This window comes from Methanothrix sp. (assembly GCF_016706325.1).
In the GTDB taxonomy this organism is placed as follows: Archaea; Halobacteriota; Methanosarcinia; order Methanotrichales; family Methanotrichaceae; genus Methanothrix.
Genome location: NZ_JADJJX010000001.1, coordinates 567,528 through 590,925, shown reverse-complemented (window position 1 = coordinate 590,925; position 23,398 = coordinate 567,528). Strand labels below are relative to the sequence as shown.

At 53.3% G+C, this 23,398-nt stretch carries 19 protein-coding genes; 11 read left to right on the top strand and 8 right to left on the bottom strand.

Annotated features, from left to right (window positions below):
- Positions 1 to 41: 41 nt before the first annotated feature.
- Both IPI63_RS03035 and IPI63_RS03030 read left to right on the top strand, forming a co-directional pair.
- Positions 42 to 941, top strand: coding sequence for a histone deacetylase (locus IPI63_RS03035; RefSeq protein WP_292476555.1), 900 nt, complete (start codon positions 42 to 44; stop codon positions 939 to 941).
- Positions 887 to 1,648: a DUF89 domain-containing protein gene (locus IPI63_RS03030; RefSeq protein ID WP_292476553.1), complete on the top strand. Its 762-nt coding sequence runs from the start codon at positions 887 to 889 to the stop codon at positions 1,646 to 1,648. The genes IPI63_RS03035 and IPI63_RS03030 overlap by 55 nt, the downstream gene beginning before the upstream one ends.
- A 6-nt stretch (positions 1,649 to 1,654) precedes the next feature.
- Here IPI63_RS03030 and IPI63_RS03025 read toward each other — a convergent pair whose 3' ends face one another.
- From IPI63_RS03025 to IPI63_RS03010, 4 genes are all read right to left on the bottom strand, one after another.
- Positions 1,655 to 2,317 (bottom strand): PAC2 family protein, encoded by a 663-nt coding sequence (locus IPI63_RS03025; protein WP_214065551.1) that lies wholly within the window; start codon positions 2,315 to 2,317, stop codon positions 1,655 to 1,657.
- Between the two features lie 102 nt (positions 2,318 to 2,419).
- Positions 2,420 to 2,968: a hypothetical protein gene (locus IPI63_RS03020; protein WP_292476551.1), complete on the bottom strand. Its 549-nt coding sequence runs from the start codon at positions 2,966 to 2,968 to the stop codon at positions 2,420 to 2,422.
- Positions 2,969 to 3,052: 84 nt separating this feature from the next.
- Positions 3,053 to 3,580, bottom strand: a complete 528-nt coding sequence (locus tag IPI63_RS03015; RefSeq protein WP_292476550.1) for a hypothetical protein — start codon at positions 3,578 to 3,580, stop codon at positions 3,053 to 3,055.
- 272 nt (positions 3,581 to 3,852) lie between these two features.
- Positions 3,853 to 4,629: a class I SAM-dependent methyltransferase gene (locus tag IPI63_RS03010; RefSeq protein WP_292476549.1), complete on the bottom strand. Its 777-nt coding sequence runs from the start codon at positions 4,627 to 4,629 to the stop codon at positions 3,853 to 3,855.
- A 167-nt stretch (positions 4,630 to 4,796) separates the two neighbouring features.
- On the opposite strand from IPI63_RS03010, the gene IPI63_RS03005 reads away from it, so the two are divergent.
- The 4 genes from IPI63_RS03005 to IPI63_RS02990 are packed head-to-tail and all read left to right on the top strand — an operon-like array spanning position 4,797 to position 8,402.
- Entirely contained in the window at positions 4,797 to 5,732 is a 936-nt protein-coding gene (locus tag IPI63_RS03005) for an AIR synthase related protein (protein ID WP_292476547.1), read from the top strand.
- Positions 5,711 to 7,129, top strand: a complete 1,419-nt coding sequence (locus IPI63_RS03000; protein ID WP_292476545.1) for an AIR synthase-related protein — start codon at positions 5,711 to 5,713, stop codon at positions 7,127 to 7,129. Before IPI63_RS03005 ends, IPI63_RS03000 begins: the two co-directional genes overlap by 22 nt.
- Complete coding sequence (purQ, locus tag IPI63_RS02995; RefSeq protein WP_292476543.1) at positions 7,126 to 7,935, top strand: phosphoribosylformylglycinamidine synthase I; 810 nt, start codon at positions 7,126 to 7,128, stop codon at positions 7,933 to 7,935. The genes IPI63_RS03000 and purQ overlap by 4 nt, the downstream gene beginning before the upstream one ends.
- Positions 7,929 to 8,402 (top strand): phosphoribosylformylglycinamidine synthase subunit PurS, encoded by a 474-nt coding sequence (locus tag IPI63_RS02990; protein ID WP_292476542.1) that lies wholly within the window; start codon positions 7,929 to 7,931, stop codon positions 8,400 to 8,402. The genes purQ and IPI63_RS02990 overlap by 7 nt, the downstream gene beginning before the upstream one ends.
- Before the next feature lie 107 nt (positions 8,403 to 8,509).
- Here the strand turns inward: IPI63_RS02990 and IPI63_RS02985 are convergent, their stop codons facing one another.
- Positions 8,510 to 8,848 carry a hypothetical protein gene (locus IPI63_RS02985; protein WP_292476541.1) on the bottom strand — a complete coding sequence of 113 codons (339 nt, stop codon included), beginning with the start codon at positions 8,846 to 8,848 and terminating at the stop codon, positions 8,510 to 8,512.
- Between the two features lie 379 nt (positions 8,849 to 9,227).
- Here IPI63_RS02985 and IPI63_RS02975 point away from each other — a divergent pair, with 379 nt between their 5' ends.
- Positions 9,228 to 12,734, top strand: coding sequence for a helicase-related protein (locus IPI63_RS02975; protein ID WP_292476540.1), 3,507 nt, complete (start codon positions 9,228 to 9,230; stop codon positions 12,732 to 12,734).
- Positions 12,735 to 12,805: 71 nt separating this feature from the next.
- Here IPI63_RS02975 and IPI63_RS02970 read toward each other — a convergent pair whose 3' ends face one another.
- Together IPI63_RS02970 and IPI63_RS02965 are read right to left on the bottom strand one after the other, a co-directional pair.
- Positions 12,806 to 12,976 carry a hypothetical protein gene (locus tag IPI63_RS02970; protein ID WP_214065561.1) on the bottom strand — a complete coding sequence of 57 codons (171 nt, stop codon included), beginning with the start codon at positions 12,974 to 12,976 and terminating at the stop codon, positions 12,806 to 12,808.
- Complete coding sequence (locus IPI63_RS02965; RefSeq protein WP_292476538.1) at positions 12,954 to 14,276, bottom strand: hypothetical protein; 1,323 nt, start codon at positions 14,274 to 14,276, stop codon at positions 12,954 to 12,956. Before IPI63_RS02965 ends, IPI63_RS02970 begins: the two co-directional genes overlap by 23 nt.
- 299 nt (positions 14,277 to 14,575) lie before the next feature.
- Between IPI63_RS02965 and IPI63_RS02960 the strand changes: the two genes are divergently transcribed.
- The 4 genes from IPI63_RS02960 to IPI63_RS02945 all read left to right on the top strand — a co-directional run bounded on the left by IPI63_RS02960 (position 14,576) and on the right by IPI63_RS02945 (position 22,621).
- The gene (locus IPI63_RS02960) at positions 14,576 to 17,356 is read left to right on the top strand and encodes a DUF1156 domain-containing protein (RefSeq protein WP_292476536.1); all 2,781 of its coding nucleotides are present in this window, start codon (positions 14,576 to 14,578) and stop codon (positions 17,354 to 17,356) included.
- 78 nt (positions 17,357 to 17,434) lie between these two features.
- Entirely contained in the window at positions 17,435 to 18,580 is a 1,146-nt protein-coding gene (locus IPI63_RS02955) for an AAA family ATPase (protein ID WP_292476534.1), read from the top strand.
- A 7-nt stretch (positions 18,581 to 18,587) separates the two neighbouring features.
- Positions 18,588 to 19,226 carry a hypothetical protein gene (locus tag IPI63_RS02950; protein WP_342673262.1) on the top strand — a complete coding sequence of 213 codons (639 nt, stop codon included), beginning with the start codon at positions 18,588 to 18,590 and terminating at the stop codon, positions 19,224 to 19,226.
- Positions 19,227 to 19,261: 35 nt separating this feature from the next.
- Positions 19,262 to 22,621, top strand: coding sequence for a DUF499 domain-containing protein (locus IPI63_RS02945; protein WP_292476532.1), 3,360 nt, complete (start codon positions 19,262 to 19,264; stop codon positions 22,619 to 22,621).
- A gap of 120 nt (positions 22,622 to 22,741) precedes the next feature.
- Here IPI63_RS02945 and trmY read toward each other — a convergent pair whose 3' ends face one another.
- On the bottom strand, positions 22,742 to 23,356 hold the full coding sequence (trmY, locus tag IPI63_RS02940) for a tRNA (pseudouridine(54)-N(1))-methyltransferase TrmY (RefSeq protein ID WP_214064357.1): 615 nt from the start codon (positions 23,354 to 23,356) through the stop codon (positions 22,742 to 22,744).
- Positions 23,357 to 23,398: the final 42 nt, after the last annotated feature.

Here is a 23,398-nt window from a genome sequence, read left to right as displayed (position 1 = left end):
TGGAGTGCAGGCTGAGATGAAATTGAGCCTGGGAGTTGTCAATGAAGGTCGCAATAACATATCATGAGGATTTCGGAAAGCATGGTTTTAGCGTTCTGAGGGAGAGGATTCAGCCATCCTTCGAGAGGCTGATGGAGTCTGGTCTGGTGGACGGGGTTGATGTTCAGGTCCTCCGGCCCAAGCCCGCTCCAATAGAGCTGGTCAGGCAGGCCCATACAGAGGCTCATATGGCCAACATGGAGACGGATCAGTACCGGGATGTGGCCATTCTGTCTGCAGGAAGTGTGATGATGGCGGCGGAGATGGTGGCCACCGGCCAGGCTGAGTCCGCCTTCGCCTTCACCGGGACCGCCGGCCACCATGCCTCAAGGGGAAGCTGCTGGGGATTCTGCTACTTCAACGATGTAGCAATCACTATACTGCGCCTGAGGGAGATGGGCTTTGAGCGCTTTCTCATTGTGGATGTGGACCCCCATTTCGGCGATGGCACCCGCGACTTCTTCGGGGATGATGCCGATGTCTTCCACATCAACCTGCACAGCGGATCGGGAGAGTCTTACGATCCTCAGCGGCACAACTACGATATCGGCCTCTCCTTTAATGCAGACAACCAGGCTTTCCTCTCCGCCCTGAAAAGCAGCCTGGAGCTGGCAGGGGACTTCGACTTTCAGATGGCTTTTGTCATCTTCGGCCATGACTCTCATCAGGACGACTATGGGGGATTCAACCTCACCTTTGATGCCTATCCCAGAATGACCCAGATAATAAAAGAGGCCGTGGGCGATAAGGGCCTGGTATTCGTCCTCAGTGGCGGGTCCTGCGTTCATGTGGGGGCAAGTTCGAGTGCGACATGCTCTTCACCCGGGAGGAGGATAAGAAAGCAGCAGTGGAAGAGCTGCTGGACTTCATGGCCCGCAACAAGGGCGGTGTCCCGGCGCTGATGGGCACAGAGAGGGAGTTTATCATCAAGAGAAGGAGCGGGAAGGCTGATCCATATAGGGAGCTGAAGGAGGAGAGCAACCGGGTGGCAAGGGGCCTTCTCCCCCAGGCAGAGGAGTTCTACGAGCAATCCCCGGACAAGATCGAGGCCCTGATCAGAATCGCCTCTGCTGCCAACTCCATGGAGTTTGGGGTGAAAGGGCACGACTTTGACAACGCCACCTTCGGCAGAGCCTTCGCCGGCACCCTCCGCGAGAGCCTGCATGCGGATATGGATGAACTGAAAAGGCGCCTGCAGTCATTTGATAAGATCTTCTATCTGACTGACAACTGCGGCGAGGTGATATTCGATCTGTTCGTGATCGAGAGGCTGGAGGAGATGGGCAAGAGGGTGGTTGTCGGCTCGAAGTCCGAGCCCATCATCAATGATGTCACCGCCCAGGAATTGAAGAGCTTCTCTGAGGTGGATGTGATACCAACCGGCAATGTGGTGGGAACGGCACTGGAGCACCTGAGTGAAGAGGCCTCTCTGCTCCTTAATGATAGTGAATGGCTGATACTCTCCAAGGGCATGGGCAACTTCGAGACCATGACGGAGTTCGACCAGAGGCTGAAAGGGAGGCTGATCTATATCCTGCGGGCCAAGTGCGAGCCTGTAGCAGCAAAACTGGCCGTCCCCAGGGGCTCGCTGGTGGCACGGGCGGTTTAGCCGGCTTCAGCAGTAGTTCATATCCACTTCTTCTGGGGCGGGCTCATCGGGCTCGATGAGGACCGACTCCATCAGGGAGAAGTCCAGTTCGAGATCGAATAGATCTCTCATGGCATAAAGAAGGTTCATAGTTGCTGGGATATCGACCAGATCGGCCCCGGAGCTGGTTCCCAGCAGGCAGAAGCCCCTCATCCTGTAGAGGGGCGCCATGCCGGCCAGAAGGCCGTTCATGCCCCCTATGGCCCCGCTCCTGAGGAGAGGAACTCCGGCATCCTGGAGCAGCATTGCTGATTCGAGGTCCGTGGCTGTGCCGAGTATGCTCTCGGCCGTCTCTCCCACAAAGGCGGCCAGAGTTATCACATCTGTGATCCCCTCCGATTCCATTGCCTGGAGGATCTCCCCCGCCAGCCCGTGCATCCCCAGCACATTCAGAGGCTGGGCATCGCCGGAGAGAACGAATATCCTCTCTTTATCCCGGGAGTGCAACAGCTCTGCATGCATAAGCTCTGCCCGTCCAGCGGAGACCGTCACCTGTGGCGGGAGGCTGTAGGAAAAAAAGGATCTGACGCTGCTGCATCCCAGTGCAGTGCTGAAGTATTCAGCCGCCACCTTGCCCACGCTTCCAATCCCCGGAAGGCCACATATGCAGACGACTCGAGACTCAAACATCAGCAGAGGCTTGATACATGCTGCTATAATTTGTTTTCGCCGGAGGATGATCAAAGGGCCATGCCATATAATCGGCCCTCCGGCGTCATCTGATTGTGCAGTTTACCTGCCCACGGCCTCGATCATCCAGTTGACCCCAACCGTCTCATTGGCCTTCGTGGTGAATTGAGCCGGTTGAATTTCTCCATTGATGAAGATGAATGAATTGCCTGTCGGGCTATCACTCTCCATCATTATGGCCATCCCTCCACGATCATAGAAGACGACATAGAACTCTTCATCCACCTCAAGTGGCGGAATCTCTATCACCCCATAGAATGGGCCCTGACTGGAGAGGAAGTAGCCGTTCTGTAGATCTGCAAATCTATAGAGGAGATGCAGGTCCTTATCCCTGATCTCGAGCAGGAAGTTCCTGTCCGGGGGTAGGATCTCAGTGGTATCACTAAACTCGCTCCATCCCAATACCTGCACTCCATACAGCCTCCAGCCGGGCTTGGGAGCTTTGAACTTGACGGCTTCCCCCACGTCCAGGCTGTAGGGCCCAAAGGCATCCATCATTGAGAATAAGCTGAGGTTCATCTCAGTTGCATTCTTTCCGCTATCCTGCTTCAGAAAGGTCAGATCCGATCCGGATGACGTATCTGCAGCCAAAGCTCCAAAGCATAACGCCATGCATAAAAGCCCGGCTATTGAAGGACTGATCTTGTTCAAATGATCACCTGAATTCTTTTGCCTTTAATTGCCCACCGCTCTGATTATCCAGTTGACTTTGGTCGTGGAGTTCTTCTCATCGGTGAACTCGGCTGGAAGCAGCTCAGAATGCAGGCTATCATAGAAATAGGAGTTGCCCGTGGCATTTTCCAGCTCCATTCCGATGAACATCGATCCCCGATCATAGAAGATCACATAGAACTCATCGGTCACGGGAACGGGGGGCAGGTCTATGCCCCGGAGAATTATTGCCGGAAAGGTGAAGAAGGCATTCTGGGTATCAACCATCCTGTACAGAAGATTTAAATCAGAATCCCTAACCTCAATCAGGAAGTTATCTGATTTGGGAATCGATGAGGTATTTCCATCAAAGCCGTTCCAGCCGGCAATTCTCACCTGCTTCAGCCTCCAGCCTGGATTTGGGGCGTTGAACTTGACCGCCTCGCCCACAGAGAATGCATCCATGTTCATAGCAGTGCTATATATCTTCATATTCATGAGGGTGAGATTTGTGCCGCTATCCTGCTTGAGGACTGCCATATCTGCACCCAAACGACCTCCATCACTCTGGGATACTGCAATCCCAAGCAAAGATACAAAACATAAAGCCAGAACAATTGAGATAATCTTATTCAATCGATCACCCGGGCAGCTGAATACATCTTATCTTTATAAAGATGATGCTGGATTCAGATGTGGCTGGCTGCAGGGTACCCTCTTCAGGGCACTCTCTTCCTTCATTCAGCCTCAAAATCCTTCCTGAGAGAATGGCCTCCGCCGGCCCGTTCACCTGCAAAGAGCATGTTCCCGGAGGCTTCTGCTGTTTATTCATTAATCAGGAAGAGGGCTTCATTCAGGGGCTGGCCTGATTTGCGTGCCACAATCATGATCTCCATCTCATCCAGGTCGAGGGGCCTTCTCCCCCAGTCCCCTGCAGTCCCGCCCCAGATGTTGGTCACAGACATTCCTGCCAGGCGAAAGAGCAAAACCAGCTCTGTGGGGACGAATGCCCTCTCTTTGACTGCAACTGCAGGCAGCCCATCTCGGGGCGAGCATTCCGAAGACTCAACCAGATTCAGGGGATCGAACCGTCCCTCCTCGACCTCCTCGTTGGTGCTCCTGCGAATCGATGCCAGGGCATTGAGAACGGTGAATGTGGCCTTCGCCTGCATTTTCAGGCTGCGGGATATATTGCAGAGTATGGAGAGGGGCTGGCCGATGGGATCATCCCCCTGGCCGAGAAGCCCAAAGCCTCCCTCGCAAAGGCAGATGGCAGCATCGTACTTATCCGGCAGGTGGAACCGGGCAGCGTCAGAGCGGATCCACTGGACATTCACCCCCGCGCTCCTGGCAGCATCCGCCGCCCGGGCGAGCATCTCTGAGGAGAGATCAAGCCCGGTTACAGCATATCCCCGCCTGGCCAGCTCAATGGAGTGACGGCCTGTCCCGCATCCAACATCAAGGATTGAGCCGCCCTTCTCCACAGCCAGCTCCTCTGTGAGAAAATCAACCTCCGGGATGGTGTTTTTTGTGAATACATTCTCCTCATAGATCGGTGCATGAGCATCGAAGAACTCCTCCCATACGCTTCTTTCTCTCATCGGCAGCACTCCTCTTGAGATGGGATATAGCATTTTCCGCGCCGCTTCATCTATGAAGCCGGGCTGCAGCCCTTTAGGAAACCGTCCGGACAGATACAGTCAGCCCGAATCGATAAATTCATAACGTTCCTCGTCTGCATTAGCTTAGCTACCAGAGGTGTACCCAATTGAAGATAATCGGTCTTGCCGATCCTGAAGTAGAATCAAGTCTCCGCGGGGCGGGCATAGGCATGTCAGTCTCAGAGGCGCGTTCCATCGCCGAGGTTCTGGGCCGTGACCCCACCCTCACCGAGCTGTTCTGCTATGATGCCATGTGGTCAGAGCACTGCTCCTACAAGAGCTCTCGCGCCACTTTGAAGGAGTTCCTGCCCACCGATGCCCCAAATGTGGTAATGGGCCCGATCGAGGACTCGGGAATAGTGGCCATCGATGAGAGATGGTGCGTGGTCATATCCCATGAGAGCCACAACCACCCCAGCCAGATCCTGCCAAATGAGGGTGCTGCGACTGGCATCGGAGGAATAGTCCGCGATGTGAACTGCATGGGAGCGAGGGTGGTGGCCACTGCTGATCCGCTCCGCTTCGGCGATCCATTCGGCCCCAAGGCCAGCAAGGTCCGGTGGGTGGCAGAGGGAGTGGTGGACGGGATCTGGCAGTACGGCAATGCCCTGGGAGTGCCCAATATAGCCGGCGATGTAGTCTTCAATGAGAGCTTCGATGACAACTGTCTGGTGAATGTGGTATCCCTGGGAATAGTCCGCCGCGACCAGATCATCCGCTCCCGTGCCCCACCGCTCTCAGGTGAGAGGGGCTATGATGTGATCCTGGTGGGCAAACCAACTGACTCCTCTGGGCTGGGCGGTGTCACATTCGCCTCTGAGGCCCTGCGGGAGGAGGATGAAGAGACCAACCGGGGGGCAGTGCAGATCCCGGATCCTTTCCTGAAGAACGTCCTCTTCAAGGCGAACAGCGATCTGTTCAGCTTGGTGTGGGAGTCAGGAGTCGAGATCGGATTCAAGGACCTGGGGGCGGGGGCTTCACCTGTGCCACATCGGAGATGGGGGCTGCGGGAGGCTTTGGCATGGAGATCGACCTGGATCTGATGCACAAGGCAGCAGATTTCCCCCCCGAGGTGCTGAGCATAGCCGAGACCCAGGAGCGTTTCCTGATCATCGCCCCGGAGGAGCTTAGGGAGAAGATCCTGAAGATCTACAATGAGGACTGGGATCTGCCCAACGTCTACGAGGGGGCAAGGGCGAGCGTTGTGGGCAAGATCAATAGCGGCGACAGATATATCGTCCGGCATAAGGGGGAGGTGGTATGCGATGTGCCCATACAGCACCTCACCGGAGGCATCCGCTATGAGAGGACTGAGAAGGAGAGGATCTACAGCGAGGCTGAGCCCGAGATCAGCGAGCCTGAGGACTACAATGAGGTGCTGCTCAGGATTTTAAGGTCGCCGAATATCGCCTCCCGGGAGCACATCTACCGCTACTATGATACCGAGGTCATGGGCAATGCAGTGATCAGGCCGGGCGAGGCGGATGCAGGGCTCATCGCACCAGTGCGGGGGGAGAGATTCGGGGTGGCACTGGCTGTGGACTCCAATCCCTTCTACGGCCGGATAAGCCCCCGCTGGGGGGGAGCGACAGCAGTGGCCGAGGCCATGAGAAATGTAGCTGCCATAGGGGCCACCCCCGTCACCATCACCGACTGCCTGAACTACGGCAATCCAGAGAAGCCCGAGGCCTTCTGGGAGTTTCGGGAGGGGGTGAAGGGGCTGGCTGAGTCCTGCAAGAATCTATGGCTGAAGGACTATAAAGAGGCTAGAATACCAGTGCCCATAGTCTCAGGAAATGTGAGCTTTTACAATGAGTCCCCCCAGGGCTCTGTGGATCCATCGCCTGTGATCGCCTGTGTGGGGATCATAAAGGACTTTGAGAGGGCGATCACCATGGATCTGAAGGCGGCTGATGAGGATCTCTATCTCATCGGCCCCCGGTTTGATGAACTGGGCGGCTCAGAGTACTATCAGACCATCTTCGGTGTCATGGGGGCCAATGTGCCTCGGGTTCGATTCGATCTGGAGAGGAGCATGATCTATGCCGTCATCGATGCCATAGATGAGGGTTTGCTCTCGGCGGCACATGACATCTCCAATGGCGGGCTGGCGGCGACGGCAATGGAGATGGCCATAACCCGGCCGGCGAGGTTTGGCATGGAGCTGGACCTGGATGGTGTGATCTGCGGCGATCTGGATCTGAGAACGGACAAACTGCTGTTCTCTGAATCATCGGGCTTCCTCCTGGAGGCGAAGGCAGGAAAGGAGAGGAGGCTGGAGGAGCTATTGAGGAGCCATGACCTCCTGCCGGCAAAGATCGGCAGGGTGACAGCGAAGAGAAGGATCAGGATCAGCAGATCGGGGGAGACGGTGGCCGACCTGGACCTGGACGAGGCGAGGAATGCATGGACTGAAGGCCTGGTGGAGGCGATGAGATGAAGATCGCAGTGATGCAGTTCCCTGGGACGAACTGCGAGTTTGAAACCCTGGTGGCGGTCAAGGAGGTGGGAATGGAGGGTGAGATCTTCCGCTGGAACCGGCCGGAGGGGGAGCTCTCCTGCTTTGACGGGTTCATCATCCCCGGGGGTTTCGCCTATCAGGATCGGTTGCGGGCGGGGGCGATTGCCTCCAAGGAGCCGGTGCTAAATACCCTGAAAGAGGAGGCAGCATCGGGCAAGCCGATCTTGGGAATCTGCAATGGTTTTCAGATCCTGGTGGAGGCAGGACTCTTACCCGGCCTGGTTCCCGGAGGGGAGAGGGTGGAGATGGCCCTGGCCCAGAATGTGATGGTCTCCAAAGGGCAGATCGTCCGCCGGGGCTACTACTGCGATTGGGTGTACCTGCGCCATGATGCCTCCTCCAGAAGGTGCAGCGGCTCGTATCTGATTGAGATGGGCGCTCTCTTGAAGATCCCGATCGCCCATGGGGGGGGGAACCTGGTCACCGCCTCGCCCGGGCTGATCAAAAAGCTCAACGATCAAGAGCAGGTGGTCTTCCGCTACTGCGATCGGAATGGCCGGGTGATAGATGAGTTCCCGGTGAATGTGAACGGCAGCACAGAGAGCATCGCCGCCATCTGCAATCCACAGGGAAATGTCCTGGGGATGATGCCTCATCCGGAGAGGGCGTTCTTCGCCTGGCAGCTTCCCTCCTTCGATCCGAGAAAGCATCGGCCCAACGAGCCGGGTCCGGGAAGGCGGATCTTCGAGTCGATGAAGCGTTACATCGAGGTGGAGTCATGTTGATCAATCTGCGCGTCTGGCTGAAGATACCGGATGCAGAAGCAGCTACAGTAAAAAATACCCTTGTCCGGAGACTGGGTTACGGAAATGTTTTAGGGGATGTGAAAAAGGAGAGGATCTTCTCCATCCAGGTCGATTCCGGGGATCCTGAGGAGCTGGCCCGGGCCTTTGCCCGCGAGCTGGTCAATGAGAACAAGGAGAGCCATAAGGTCCTGATCGACAGGCTGGAGTTCGAGGAGGGCTATGTGCCGGTCAAGGTTGCCCTGCATATCGAGGATGGCGAAGCAATTGCCATCCGGGAGAGGCTGAGGAGGAGGCTGGGCTACCAGAATGTGGTGGATGTGAAGAAGGCGACTGTCTGGAAGCTGTATTTCCGGCTGCTGAAGCCCGAGGCAGAGATCACTGCGCGTGAGATTGCCGAGAAGCTCCTCATAAATCCGCATAAGGATAGCTATGAGATAGTGATGTGACATAGCTGACGGGGAGGGCGGAGGGTTGGGCAAAGTCGATTGAAAACCAGGTAGGAGGAAAAGATGGTCGTGATGGTTGTGGTCGACTTTCGCCCGTTCATCAGTCGTCATTCAACGATATATAAATCTATGGTACAGATCGGGCTGTGATCATCAGTTGAACAATGCAGGCGGCTGTGAGCCCTATGATGAAGACCATTGCAGCTCTTGCAGTCGCCCTCCATATCCACAGCTCCGCCCGCGATCTTCTCTCCCAGGCCGAAGACGAATATCAGAGCGGCAAAGGTCCAGAGCAGGGGGTTGTCCAGACTGCCCAATGGCACTCCACCCAGGACGAAGAGCTGAGAGAGGGAGAAGGCCACCATCATCTTTCCGAGGAGGTCCGTCTCTTTGTGCCGCCAGTTATAGAGGTTGCTTACAGCCCACACGGCCAGGGGCAGGAGCATGGGCAAAGGTGCCTCTGCAGCAGAACTGCACCCTAGGTATCTCAGCCTCTTTCAAAGCTCCTGCATCTTAGTCTCCTCATCAGATGCCTCTTTTCATCTTTATCTGTGATCTCCAGTTTGCCCTTGTTGGAAATGCTCTCCAGGACCGCCCAGGAATGATGAACATGGCAGCACTGCCAGGCTCTCATAAATGATGGTTCTCTTTCTTTTTGAGTCCCCTGAGGATGTATCTCTTATCACTTATGGAAATAGGTCCTTCATAACCAGTGCTCCAGCAAACCACGTGGCTTATGATGTAACTTATTCATTATATAATATTCTAGATCGGTTTCTGCTGGGCAACTCTTATGAAGATTGAATGCCGACTGGCACCTCAGCTATGGCGCGCCTTGAAGACCTGACTGCTGGGACACTGGTAAAGGGTATTTTGCCCGATGGCCTGGTTACAGTAATCCAAGCCAAATGGCATGGCTCTAATGTCGTTGAACTGACGTATAAGGACAGCACTGGCAACCCCAGATGCGAGCTGCTTTATCGCGATCGTGAGCCAATCCTGGAGATCGCGTCTGCAGGGCTGCCCTGGTCCTTCGATGCAGATGGTGCTATGTTCCGCCTGGTATCAGAAGCCCGCCGTATCCGCATGGCCTATCTATTCGACCCCCTTCTTGCAGTCAATACATCATTGATAGACCCCTTACCCCATCAGATAACTGCTGTTTATGGTGAGATGCTCACTCGCCAGCCATTGCGTTATCTTCTGGCCGATGATCCTGGCGCTGGCAAGACCATCATGGCCGGACTTCTCATCAAGGAACTCTTGGTAAGAGGAGACCTTCACAGATGCCTGATATGCTCCCCGGGAAGCCTAGTCGAGCAGTGGCAGGATGAGCTAGGCAGCAAATTCCATCTGCCCTTTGATATTATCACGAGGGAGACTGTCGAGGCTTCTCGCAGTGGCAATCCTTTCGCTGAGAAGAATCTGGCTGTCATCCGGCTCGATCATGTAAGCAGGAACGATGAACTCCAGGCGAAACTGGCCCAAACAGATTGGGACCTCATAATATGCGATGAGGCCCATAAAATGTCAGCCACCTTTTTCGGCGGCGAAGTGAAATATACCAAACGTTATCGTCTCGGCCAACTCCTGTCCAGAATCGCCCGCCACTTCCTACTCCTTACGGCCACACCCCATAACGGGAAGCCTGAGGACTTTCAGCTATTCATGGCACTTCTGGATGGAGATAGATTTGAAGGTAAGTTCCGAGATGGCGTGCATAGTGTCGATGTCTCCGATCTTATGAGGCGCATGGTTAAAGAGGACTTGCTCAAATTCGATGGCAAGCGCCTCTTCCCAGAGCGGCTCGCCTATACTGTCAACTATAGTCTGTCTAGCCTAGAAGCAGATCTCTATGCCAGGGTTACAGACTATGTACGGGAGGAGTTCAATCGAGCCGATGCCCTGGAAAATGATGGCCGCAAAGGAACAGTAGGCTTTGCGCTGACGACTCTCCAGCGCCGTTTGGCATCCTCCCCGGAGGCCATATATCAATCTTTGAGGCGACGCAGGGAGAGGCTTGAAAAACGCCTCAGAGAAGAGCGGCTGATGAAGCGAGGTGCAGAGGCACGGATCGAGGCAGCGAAGGATCTGCCGTATCTGACAGAGGATGAAATCGAGGATTTGGAGGACGCTCCCAATTCAGAAATCGAGATGACTGAGGAGAAGGTGGTAGATCAGGCCACTGCCTCTCAGACCATAGCAGAGCTGGAACTGGAGATCACCAGGCTAGGAGAACTGGAAGGTCTCGCAAGGCGAGTCAGAGCAAGTGAAAAGGATAGGAAATGGGATGAACTCTCCAAGCTCCTTGATAATAATCGAGAGATGTTCGACGCCCAAGGTCACAGGCGGAAGCTGGTCATTTTCACTGAATTTCGAGATACTTTGAATTATCTGGCCGAAAGGATCAGAAATCAGCTTGGACGTCCTGATGTCATAACCACTATTTATGGTGGAATGGGCCGGGAGGAGAGAAAGAAGGCCAAGGAGGCTTTCATCCAGGACAAGGATATTTTGATTCTTGTGGCCACTGATGCTGCAGGGGAGGGCATCAACCTTCAAAGAGCCCATCTCATGATAAACTACGATCTGCCCTGGAATCCCAACAGGCTTGAGCAGAGGTTCGGAAGGATTCATAGGATAGGACAGACGGAGACCTGTCACCTTTGGAATCTTGTTGCAGCCGAAACCCGTGAGGGCGAAGTTTACAACCTATTGCTCCGTAAACTGGAGGAGGAGAGCAAAGCTCTTGGAGGAAAGGTTTTCGATATCCTGGGGAAGGTGACATTCGATAACAGGTCATTGCGAGAGCTTCTCATAAATGCCATAAGGCAGGGCGATAGCCCAGAAGCTAGAGCTTGTCTCAATCAGGTGATATATAAGGCCCTGGATAGGCAGCAGCTCATCACCCTGATAGAAGAGAGAGCCCTGGTGCACGACAGCATGGACATAACCCAGGTGATGCAAATAAGAGAGGAGATGGAAAGGGCACAGGCCAGGAGGCTGCAGCCGCATTTCATAGCATCATTCTTCCTGACGGCTTTCAGGCTCCTGGGCGGGAGCATAAAGGAGAGAGAGGCGAGGCGGTACGAGGTAAGCCATGTTCCTGCTATGATAAGAAACAGAGATCGCCTGATAGGCACGGGCGAGGCGGTCCTCACCAGGTATGAGAGGATATGCTTCGAGAAGGATCTGATCAGCGTGCCAGGCAAACCTCTGGCGGCCTTCGTATGCCCGGGGCATCCTCTCCTGGACGCAACCATCGATATCATCCTTGAGAGGTACAGGGATCTGTTGAAGAGAGGCTCAATTCTCATAGATCCCAGTGACTCGGGCTCGGATGCCAGGGCACTGGTCTATCTGGAGCATTCCATTCAGGATGCAAGGATGGATTTATCAGGCGAGTATAGAGTTGTCTCCAAGCGCATGCAGTTTGTTGAGATCGATTCCGAAGGCAAGGCCCACAATGTTGGCTATGCACCATATCTTGACTACCGCCCAGCCAGTGAAGAAGAGCAGAAAGCGATTGAGCACCTGCTTAAGGAGACATGGTTAAACCAGGAGCTTGAAGATAAGGCTTTCTCATATGCAGTAGAAGATCTTGTGCCCCAGCATCTTGGAGAGGTTAGACAGAGAAGAGAGGAGCTGATATCCAAGACGATGGATGCTGTGAAAGATAGGCTTACCAAAGAGGTCAATTATTGGGATCATAGGGCCAATGAGCTGAAGGATCAGGAACGGGCTGGGAAAATCAATGCACGAATCAATTCAGCCAAAGCTCAGCAGAGAGCTGACGATCTTTACGCCAGACTCCAAAAGCGCATGGCTGAGCTGGAGCAGGAGAGGAGATTATCGCCGATGCCGCCTGTGGTTATTGGAGGTGCTCTGGTGGTTCCCCAAGGTCTCATTGAGAGGTTGAATGGCGCCGTAAGAGGCATGTCTGATGATCCGGTAGCAAGAGCCAAGGTGGAGCAGATGGCCATGAGGGCGGTGATGGAGGTGGAGAGGGCATTGGGATATGAACCGATGGATGTGAGCGCAGAGAACCGGGGCTATGATATTGAATCAAAGATCCCTGAAGAAGGAAGGCTGAGATTCATTGAGGTCAAAGGCAGGACGAGCGGATCGGAGACGGTTACCATCACCAGAAATGAGATACTGACTGGACTGAACAAGTCTGAGGATTATGTCCTGGCTGTGGTTGAGATCGATGGTGAGGTGGCAAGACCCTGGTATATTCGGCAGCCTTTTGGAAAAGAGCCGGACTTCGGAGCGGAGAGCGTGAACTATTCTCTGCGCGAGCTGTTGATTCATGCTAAAGACCCCAATTAAAATAGCATAAATTGCAATCGAAAGGAATGGAGTTAAATAAAATAGAAATGATAGGGATTGATTGCCAGATTTCACCGAGCTTGCAGGAATTTATCTTTGACTTTATCGAAGGTATCTTCCGCCATTCGCCTTCCTATGGTCTGTGGGTCTTCGATCTCGATCAGCATCCTCTTCTGGAAACATTTGGGCAAGTATGTCTTCTCAATCTCCCTGATCGACTTATATTTCCTGGGTCCGCTCATCTCCTCCACCTCTATAATAATTAGCGAAGAATTGAGGATTCAATTCCGCCTTGAAATAATGTTTCCTCTTTATCCATATAAAACCATCTCCTTTGGAGATCAAGGCAACGTCAACAGGACCACCAACCGTTTCACTTTCCATGGTGACCTTTCTCTTGAATGATGTCAGGTTCACAAGTGATTCCGCCATTGCTGCCAGTTCGTCTTTGGGAAGAAATGAGACTACATTAATTATGGGCAGGACGTACTTATCTTTGCGGTGATTTTCCAATTTCGTTTTGAAATCAGTTAATATATTTTTTCCAGCTGAAACAAGATTTTCTTTGAGCTTCTCCTGTTCCTCTGGCGTATATTTTTGCAGGTTTCTTGAGATTGCAGCAGCATATCTATCGAAGATATCGTTAAGGAACCCATCCTCCACATTCAGGTAAAATGGGTCAGCGCCCTGCATAAAAGTGTCCACCATCTCCCTTTGGGCAAATGGTATTATAGCCGCTCTGTTATTGAAACCGATCCGTGTTGTCCTCAGCCGTTTATACTTTAGCTTGTCATGGGCTATGCCTTCGAGGTAGAGTTCATCCAAGACGGGGAACGTATCCAGTTCACCAAAGCCTGCTATCACGATGCCTGAGAAGCTTGGATTCTGGATTCCAGAAGGGAACTTTGAGAAGAGACTGCACACAATGCGCTCCAAATGCTCCTGGCATTCTTTTGATAAAGGAAGTTTTTCGAAAGTATCTTGAATCAATTCCTTTATATTATTATAATATTTTTTATGTATCTCTTCGCAATAGCTTTCGGGAATTGTGGCGATATTCTCAGTGACTTTCCATGTATCATAGTGGCTTTTTATTACATGTACGACGGTTTCATGAACGCCTTCTTCGGTCAGCTCTTTTTCATCCTCTATCTTTTTTTCTAATAGTTTAATAATATCTGAACGTATATATAATAAATAATTTAAAATAGATTCGATAACGTGCTGATCCTGAATCTGAGCAGGGAATAGGGAGTTGCCTTCGGCTAGAAATCTTATGAAGTCTTCGGAGTAATCCTCAAGTTTATCGAATTTGTTTAAGCCCAATTTATTCTTATATAATTTTATTATTACTTCCCAAGGCACGCCCATAAATGAGGCGTTTTGATAGAGCATTATTCCAACAGGGTGATATTTCGAGAGCGAGAAGAGCTTATTTGCAGAGGTGAATATCTTGGGACTTGAATCACCCGACAAGGTAACAGCGCTATCTGATGCCAGTGCAATAGCCTCTTTATTAAGAATAGCAATCTCAGCAGTCATGTCTTATTCGGTGCCCCTTCTCGTCGAATGAAACAAATGATACTGTCATCGAATTTATAGCTATCTCAGTCATGGAGAATCTTCTCAGATCGAGGTTGAAACGGATTGTTTTCTTGTATAACAAATTCCTAAATAATATAGCAATAAATTCCGTTAACGCACCTTGTATTATTGCATGCTTATTATGGAAGCCATACACTAGTTTTGCCCTACTGTGCAAAACCCTTTTCTGCTAGACCCATATTACTCTTGGAGGTCTTATTACGTCTGCCCCATCCTACAGAAAGAAGCTCATCGAGGTGGCCCTGCCCCTGGAGGCGATCAATGCCGCATCCGCACGGGAGAAGTCCATCCGCCACGGCCACCCCTCCACTCTGCACCTGTGGTGGGCGCGACGCCCGCTAGCCGCCTGCCGGGCGGTGCTCTTCGCCTCCATCGTTGATGATCCCTCCAGCCGTCCGGAGGAGTTCCCGACAGAAGAAGCTCAGGAGGCAGAGCGGCAGCGCCTCTTCAAGATCATCGAGCGATTGGTTTTATGGAAGAGCACAAATAACGAAGAAGTCTTGAATGAGGCCCGAGCGGAGATCCTCAAGGCCACAGATGGCCATCCCCCGCCGGTGCTCGATCCCTTCTGCGGCGGCGGCTCGATCCCCCTGGAGGCGCAGCGCCTCGGCCTGGAGGCTCATGCCAGCGACCTGAATCCCGTGGCAGTGTTGATCACCAAGGCCCTCATCGAGATCCCGCCCAAGTTCGCCGGGATGCCGCCGGTGAATCCCGAGGCCAGAAAGAAGATGCAGATGACGCTGAAAGGGGCGAAGGAGTGGAAGGGGGCTGAGGGGCTGGCAGAGGATGTGCGCTACTATGGGAAATGGATGAGAGATGAGGCGGAGAAGAGGATAGGCCATCTCTATCCAAAGGCCAAGCTGCCCGATGGCACAGAGGCCACAGTGATCGCCTGGCTGTGGGCCAGGACGGTGAAGTGCCCCAATCCGGCCTGTGGAGCGATGATGCCATTATTGACATCATTCGTTCTTTCCTCGAAGAAAGGAAAAGAGGCATATTTAGTTCCCAAGTTCGAAGGGAAAAAATTATCATTCGATATAGCATCACAGCCACCTGATGTCGAAGACATAAAAAAGGGCATGAAACGTGGCATGTCTGGCATATTCAAGTGTATATTTTGTGGAACCACGACCACAAGGGACTATGTAGCTGCTGAAGGTAAAAACAAGCTCATCGGAGTATTGCCTACAGCTATCGTAGCGGAAGGCTCAAAAGGTCGAATATATCTGCCAGCTAACGATTCAATATTGCCTGAAATTAAGATTCTACCAGAAATAGATAAAGCTGGCCTTGAAGCTGAGCTATCTCCTAATCCTCGTGATGTTTGGTGCAGAAATTTTGGACTGAATACACCTGTAGATCTTTTCACCCCTCGCCAGCTCGTCGCCCTCACCACCTTCAGCGACCTGGTGGCCGAGGCCCGGAGGTGCGCTCTTTCCGACGCACTTGCAGCAGGCATGCCGGAGGGGAAGGGCATTGCCGAGGGCGGGCGGGATGCGCGGGCGTATGCGGACGCGGTGGCGACGTATCTGGCAATGGCCTTCGATAGACTCGCAGATCGAAGTTCAACAATTTCTTCGTGGGATGCAACCCGAGATAGTATTAGAAATACCTTCGCCCGCCAGGCTATCCCCATGGTCTGGGATTATGCTGAAGCCAACCCTTTCAGCAATTCAAGCGGCAACTTTCTTGGCGCCGTGGGTTGGATTGTGGATGTTCTTCGAATGCTTTCTCCAAAGGTTAATGGCCGCGCTGGACAGTATGATTCCACAATGCTCATCCCCCATAATCTCTCACCACTCATCTCAACAGATCCTCCCTACTACGACAATATCGGCTATGCAGACCTCTCCGATTTCTTCTACGTCTGGCTAAGGAGATCCCTGGCTCAAGTCCATCCCGATATCTTCAGCACCCTGCTGGTGCCAAAGGAAAGAGAACTGGTCGCCATAGCATACCGCTTCAACGGCAGCAAAAAGGAGGCGGGACGCTTCTTCGAGGAGGGACTTGGCAGGACATTCAATCTGACAAGAAAAGTCTGCAGATGGGACTTTCCTCTTACCATTTACTACGCCTTCAAGCAGGCAGAGGAAGATGCTGCAGATTCGGGCCTTGCCTCAACAGGCTGGGAGGTGATGCTGGAAAGCTTGATCACATCTGGCTACGTCATCACTGGCACCTGGCCCATGCGAACAGAACTCTCCAACCGTAGCGGCTCCCTCGGAACCAATGCCCTCGCCTCCTCCATCATCCTGGTCTGTCGCCCCCGCCCTGACGATGCGCCCATCGGCACCCGCAAAGAATTCATCTCCGCTCTCAAGAGGGAGCTCCCCCTGGCCCTGCACCAGCTCCAGAAGAGCAACATCGCCCCCGTGGATTTAGCCCAGGCGGCCATCGGTCCAGGCATGGCCATCTTCTCCCGCTATTCTCAGGTCTTGGAGGCAGACGGCTCGCCCATGCGGGTGAGAACCGCCCTGCAGCTGATCAACCAGCACCTGGACGAGTACCTCTCCGAGCAGGAGGGGGAGTATGATCCCGATACCCGCTGGGCTCTATCCTGGTTTGAGCAGTACGGCATGAACGAGGGGCCATTCGGCGATGCTGAGACATTATCCAAGGCCAAGAACACATCCGTCGAGGGCATGGTCCAGGCGGGCATACTCAAGGCGGGCGCAGGAAAAGCCAGGCTCCTGGGGCGCAACGAGCTGGACCCAGACTGGAACCCGGCGACTGACAGGCGCCTCACCATCTGGGAGGCCACAGAGCACCTGATCCGCGTTCTGGAGAGCCAGGGAGAGGAGGAGGCAGCAATGCTGCAGAGCAGTCTCGGCGGATATGCAGAGAGCGCCAGGGACCTAGCCTACCGGCTCCACTCGATCTGTGAGCGCCGTGGCTGGGCGCAGGAGGCCGTCTCGTACAACTCCCTGGTCACTGTCTGGCCAAGGCTCAAAGAGCTATCTGTCAAAAGGGAGAGGCCGATGGACAGGAAGCTGACTGACAAGGGCACCTTTGAGTGACGAAATGAGATAATAATAATCAAACAGCAGATATTGATATAAAGGCCCGAGGCAAATAAATAAACCGAGGAGGCAAGGATGATCGTCTGCCATCTAATCTTGAAAAACTGGAGGAACTTTCAGGCAGTGGATGTATCCCTGAAAGAGAGGGTGTTCCTTATCGGACCGAACGCATCCGGCAAGTCCAACCTCTTGGATGCCTTCCGGTTCCTCCGGGACATCGCCAAGGATGGCGGCGGCCTTCAGAAGGCTGTCTCAGATAGGGGCCGGCTTCCCAAGATTCGATGCCTCTCCGCCAGGAGAAGCTCCAATGTCGAAATCGAGGTTCATCTGGCCGAGTCATCTCAAGGATCGGTCAAGTGGAGATATGCCATCGGCATCACTCAGGAGAGGGGTGGAAGGCGTCGACCTGTGCTGGTCTACGAAAAGGTCTGGCATGAAGATGATCTTATCCTGAGCAGACCTGATGAGCTGGATAATGAGGACGAGGAACGCCTCACCCAGACCCACCTTGAACAGATCAACTCCAACATGAGCTTCAGAGAGGTCGCAGGTTTCTTGACCTCAATTCAGTATATGCACCTCGTCCCCCAGCTTCTCCGCTATCCGGAGGCATTTCCGGGCCAAGAGATCCCAGGAGATCCTTTCGGCAAGAGGTTCTTAGAGAACATTGCTAAAACCAACGACAGAACCAGAACCGCCCGGCTGAAAAAGATCGAGGGCTTGCTTCACACTGTAGTGCCTCAGCTCAAAGAGCTCTCATTCATCAAGGATGAGACCGGGGCTCCGCATCTTGAGGCAGTCTATAAACACTGGAGACCGAGGGCCGGAAAGCAGAGGGAAGACCAGTTCTCAGATGGCACACTTCGTTTGATCGCCCTCCTATGGTCACTTCAGGAGTCTAAGTCGCTTCTTCTGCTGGAGGAGCCTGAGCTCTCATTGAATGCAGAGATAGTGAGCAAGCTTGCTCCTATGATCTCGAAGCTGCAAAGACAGACCAAAAGACAGGTTGTACTCAGCACCCACAGCCCTGACCTTCTCTCTGATAAAGGAATTGGAGGCGAAGAGGTGTTGATCCTGGAGCCCGGAACCGAGGGCACACAGGTCCATGCTGCATCCTCCGATGAAGAGATTAAAAGACTCCTGGATAGTGGTCTGAGTATCGCAGACGCAGCCCTTCCAACAACTAACCCTCAAATGGTCCTGACGACATGGAGCATCTGATTTGACTGTGGAAATCCCCATCAATCTGGCATATGAGGACGAGCTCAGCCTAGAGGTTCTCCTTCGCCTTCTTAACAGCCCAAATGTGCGCTCATCGGATAGATGTTTTTCTGTGGGGCACTGTTTTCATGGGAGAGGGTATGGCTATTTAAAGAAAAACATCACTCGATTCAATGAAGCCTCTAAGGGGATGCCGTATCTGATTCTTACCGATCTGGATAACAAAGAGCGTGCGCCTCTATTGATCAATGAATGGTTGCCCCAAACCAGAAATCCCAACCTCATCTTTCGCATTGCGGTAAGGGAAGTGGAATCATGGCTGCTGGCGGATGATGCTGGCTTTGCCAGGTTTCTTGGCATAGCCAAACATAAGATGCCAAGAGATCCAGATGATCTGAATGATCCTAAGCAGACCCTGATCGCTTTGGCCCGGGCCTCAAGAAAGAGAGATATTAAAGCGGATATCGTCCCAAGACCAGGGAGTACAGCAAAGCAAGGCCCTGCATACAACAATTGTCTGATCCCATTTATCCGAGACAAATGGAATCTGGAAAAGGCTCGTTGGCATTCTCACAGTCTGGAAAAAGCCCTACGAGCACTGGAGACATTTGAACCCCAATGGCAAGCTCAGCGCTGCCAGGAATAACAGGTTGATTTATTGGTTTTAAGGAGAGGCAAAAGTTGGCAATAAGCAATCACGATCGCGTCGGCAAAGGATTGGAGAATCTCAGGAGAGGCATTCAGCCCTTCGTGGAGAGAGAGCTGAAGGCGTTCTATGGCAACCTCTGGTTCATGGATGGAGTGGAGAAGACACTGGGCGATAGAATCGGTCCCGAAGCCAGAATTGCCGGCCCGGAGGAGGAGCGCTTCTCCAAGCTGGATGCCCTGGCGCTGCTGGTAATCATGTGGGATAACTGGTCTCGAGAGCTCTTCCAGCCAAAGCTCGGACACACCGGCAGGAGCTATATCAGCGAGCTGAGAGAGGTGAGGAACAAATGGGCCCACCAGCAGGCCTTCTCCACTGAGGACGCCTACCGAGCTCTGGATACTATGCAGCGCCTGCTGGAAATGGTCTCAGCTCCCGAGGCGGAGATGGTTCAAGCCAGCGCCAGAGAGATGATGCGCCAGAGATTTGAGGAGGAGACCAGAAGGGAGCTGAAAAAGAGCGCTGAGATCGCCACTGAGACCCGGACTCTCAGCGGCCTGAAGCCCTGGCGGGAGATCGCCACCCCCCATCCAGATGTGGCGGCAGGAAGATATATCAAGGCCGAGTTTATGGCAGACCTCGCAGCCATTCTCTCCGGTGATGCCGAGGACGAATATTTGAATCCCCAAGAGTTTTTCGGACGCACCTACATCACAGAAGGATTAAAGTATCTCATTCAGCTGGCGATCAAGAGGTTATCCGGCCAGGGGGGCGATCCCGTGGTCGAGTTGCAGACCAACTTCGGAGGCGGAAAGACCCACAGCATGATATCTCTCTATCACCTTGTGGGAGGCGAGATAGATCCGAAGACGATACCAGGCTTAGATTCTGTGATCAGCGAATCAGGTACTGACAAGCTTCCCGTCGCCAACAGAGCAGTCTTGGTTGGCCAGAAGCTGAACGTTGCCAAGGGAAAGACGAAGCCGGACGGCATTACCACCAACACCCTCTGGGGAGAGATGGCCTATCAGCTCGGCGGCGCCAAAGGCTATGCCCTAGTGGCAGAGAACGATCTCACAGGTACGAGCCCCGGCTCGGACACCCTCAAAGAGCTATTCGATAGCTTCTCTCCGGCATTGATTCTCATAGATGAGTGGGTGGCCTATGCTCGCCAGCTCTATCATGTCGACGGCCTGCCTGCAGGCTCCTTTGATGCCAACATGACCTTTGCCCAGGCTCTGACCGAGGCAGCAAAGCGGTCCCCGAGGACACTGGTCGTTGCCAGCATACCAGCCTCAGACAGCGAGATCGGAGGCGAGGGAGGACAGGCAGCCTTGGAGCGCATTCGCAATACCTTTGGCCGTGTCGAAGCAGTCTGGAGACCAGCCAATGCCGAGGAGAGCTTCTCCATAGTCCGCAGAAGGCTCTTTGAGCCTATGACAGATTATGCATCCAGGGATGCTACTTGCCGGGCTTTTGCCGACCTATACCGCCAGAACAGAGGCGAGTTTCCCAGGGACTGCTCAGATTCCGATTATGAGCGAAAGCTCAAGGACTGCTATCCCATTCATCCCGAGCTCTTCGACCGTCTTTATCAGGACTGGTCAACCCTTGAGAGATTCCAGCGCACCCGCGGAGTGCTCCGTTTAATGGCTGCTGTCATCCACAACCTCTGGGAGAGGCAGGATAAGTCGCTCCTGATCATGCCGGGAACACTGCCTCTGGACAGCTCTGATGTCAGATTCGAGATCACAAGAAACCTCCCTGACGGCTGGGGACCGATCATAGATGCAGATATAGACGGTCCTACCAGCAAGCCCATAGCCATCGATAGAGAGAATCCCAACCTGGGCCGCTACTCTGCCTGCAGAAGGGTGGCCAGAACGGTCTTCATAGGCAGTGCACCCTCAGTTGCTGCCATGAAGGTCCGAGGTCTGGAGAAGATGAGAATCAAGCTGGGCTGTGTCCAACCGGGCGAGGCTCCTGCCACCTTTGGGGATGCTCTCCAGAGGATGAGCGAGCAATTAACCTATTTATTTGGCAACGAAAGCCGTTACTGGTTCGATACCCATCCCAGCGTGAACCGAGAAGCAAGGGATAGGGCAGAAGATCTTCTGCGTCACCCTGATGAAGTGGAGCTGGAGATAGTCAGTCGCTTGAGGTCCAGACAGAGACCTGGATATTTTTCTGCTCTTCATATAGCTCCTGCTTCCTCTTCCGATGTCAGCGATGAGATGAAGACCCGGCTGGTGGTACTCGGACCCAGATACCCCCATAGCTCTAAGAGAGGAGTGCCAAGTTCCGCTATAGATCAGGCCAGTAAAATCCTGAATGAACGGGGCGCAGGTCCCAGGATCTACAGGAATATGCTGGTCTTTGTGGCTCCAGACAGTGATCGTCTTGAGGAGCTGAAGGATGCTGTTCGCCAGTTTTTAGCCTGGAACTCAATCGAGAGGGATAAGGACATCCTAAACCTGGATACCTTCCAAAGGAGGCTGGTTGAGGACGGAAGGGCGAGGTCTGATGAGGTGGTCGCCTCAAGAATGAATCAGACCTTTATCTGGCTGCTTGTACCAATGCAGGAAAAGCCAGATGAACCTGCTATTGAATGGGATAAATCCAGGATCAATAGCTCTGGTAAGGAATCTCTTCCCGATAAGGTATGCAATAAACTGATCTCTGATGAACATCTCATCATCAAATGGTCTCCAGCACGTCTCAAGATGGAGCTGGATAGGCTGCTTTGGAAGGATCATCCTCATCTCAGCATTCGCAAGCTATGGGAGTACCTATGCACATATCTATATCTCCCACGCCTGTCCGAAGAGGATGTGTTGCTCAATGCCATTGTGGCAGGGCTGCACAGCAAGGATTACTTTGCCTATGCAGACATGATCGACGAGAAAGGCAGATATCACGGCCTGATTTTTGGCAGCGGGCGAAGCTCCGCAGATAACGACGGACAGACCGTCTTAGTCAAACCGGAAATAGCTCAAAAGCAGATAGATGATGAGAAGAAGGCTCGAGAGGCAGGTAAGGTCCAAAGCAATGCTGATGAAGGGGCTGACGGAGCAATCTCAGAAGGTAAAAAAGTACCAATCCCAGGTGAGGGACTGGAAGATGGACCAGATGTTGTGCACACTCCAAAACCACCGAAAAGGATGAAGAGATTTTTTGGTTCTGTTGAGCTTGATCCAAAGAGGGCTGGCCGTGATGCAGGAAGCATAGCTGAAGCAGTGATCCAGCATTTGGAGTTAGAGAGAGGGGCCAATGTCAAAGTAACTATAGAGATCATGGCCGATTTACCAGAGGGTGCTGATGAGAGGACCATAAGAACGGTATCCGAAAATTGCAAAACACTGAAATTTAAGCAGTTTAGCTTCGAAGAGGAGTGAATGAAGAGGGTTGAATGCACAGAGGAAGAGTTTTTCCCCCAAATGCACATCGCATATCTTGCGGTCTTATGAGAATAGCTATGCCGTTCCGAAGCCTTCTGGACTGCCCAATTATGGCCTCTAGAGGCAACCGGACATAAAGGCCTTGCTGTCCAGCAGCCAGTTCGTGACCACTATGCAATGATCGGCATGCAGGCTGGTCGGCCCGAGGGCGACCACCTCTGCCCCTGCTGAGGCGAGGAGCGCCTCCTCCTCTGCAGTCATTCCGCTGTGGTCTCCCAGGACAAATGCCATCTCTTCTTCCAGGGGCTCATCCCTCAGACAGCGGAAGTCCTTTCCATCCTCCTTCAGGTAAACCAGCCGGACAGATCTCTGCCTCAGATCCTCCAGCAGCCTGGGCAGGCCGCCGCTGCGGACGAATATTCCCGGGGTGGACATGCTCCATCCCGGCGCGGCCTCGACCGCCAGGGCCTTCTTGAGGAGAGCTGCTGTGCTCCTCTCATCCGGATTGAGATGACGGAGGCTCTCGCCCACCAGCTGGATGGTCTTGGGATTCTCCCCACCCAGCAGCACCAGATATACCAGCACATCCTTTCTGATGCCATGGGAGAGGACAAAGGCAGAGGTTACAGAGCGGCAGAGGATATCCAGCCGGCCGGAGGTGCCGGGGATATCCTCCAGGGAGAAGCTGGGCTCAGTGGTGGCCTTATGGCCTACGATGATGAATATGCGCATTTATCAATCTCCTCATTGATGCCTCCATTGATGGGCGACATG

Excerpts from the sequence above, each read along its gene's own strand:
- IPI63_RS02965 (WP_292476538.1), bottom strand. The coding sequence starts at position 14,276 with ATGACTGCTGAGATTGCTATTCTTAATAAAGAGGCTATTGCACTGGCA.
- IPI63_RS02975 (WP_292476540.1), top strand. The coding sequence starts at position 9,228 with ATGGCGCGCCTTGAAGACCTGACTGCTGGGACACTGGTAAAGGGTATT.
- IPI63_RS02955 (WP_292476534.1), top strand. The coding sequence starts at position 17,435 with ATGATCGTCTGCCATCTAATCTTGAAAAACTGGAGGAACTTTCAGGCA.
- IPI63_RS02990 (WP_292476542.1), top strand. The coding sequence starts at position 7,929 with ATGTTGATCAATCTGCGCGTCTGGCTGAAGATACCGGATGCAGAAGCA.
- IPI63_RS03025 (WP_214065551.1), bottom strand. The coding sequence starts at position 2,317 with ATGTTTGAGTCTCGAGTCGTCTGCATATGTGGCCTTCCGGGGATTGGA.
- IPI63_RS03000 (WP_292476545.1), top strand. The coding sequence starts at position 5,711 with ATGGAGATCGACCTGGATCTGATGCACAAGGCAGCAGATTTCCCCCCC.
- trmY (WP_214064357.1), bottom strand. The coding sequence starts at position 23,356 with ATGCGCATATTCATCATCGTAGGCCATAAGGCCACCACTGAGCCCAGC.
- IPI63_RS02985 (WP_292476541.1), bottom strand. The coding sequence starts at position 8,848 with ATGCTCCTGCCCCTGGCCGTGTGGGCTGTAAGCAACCTCTATAACTGG.
- purQ (WP_292476543.1), top strand. The coding sequence starts at position 7,126 with ATGAAGATCGCAGTGATGCAGTTCCCTGGGACGAACTGCGAGTTTGAA.
- IPI63_RS02970 (WP_214065561.1), bottom strand. The coding sequence starts at position 12,976 with ATGAGCGGACCCAGGAAATATAAGTCGATCAGGGAGATTGAGAAGACA.
- IPI63_RS03010 (WP_292476549.1), bottom strand. The coding sequence starts at position 4,629 with ATGAGAGAAAGAAGCGTATGGGAGGAGTTCTTCGATGCTCATGCACCG.
- IPI63_RS03035 (WP_292476555.1), top strand. The coding sequence starts at position 42 with ATGAAGGTCGCAATAACATATCATGAGGATTTCGGAAAGCATGGTTTT.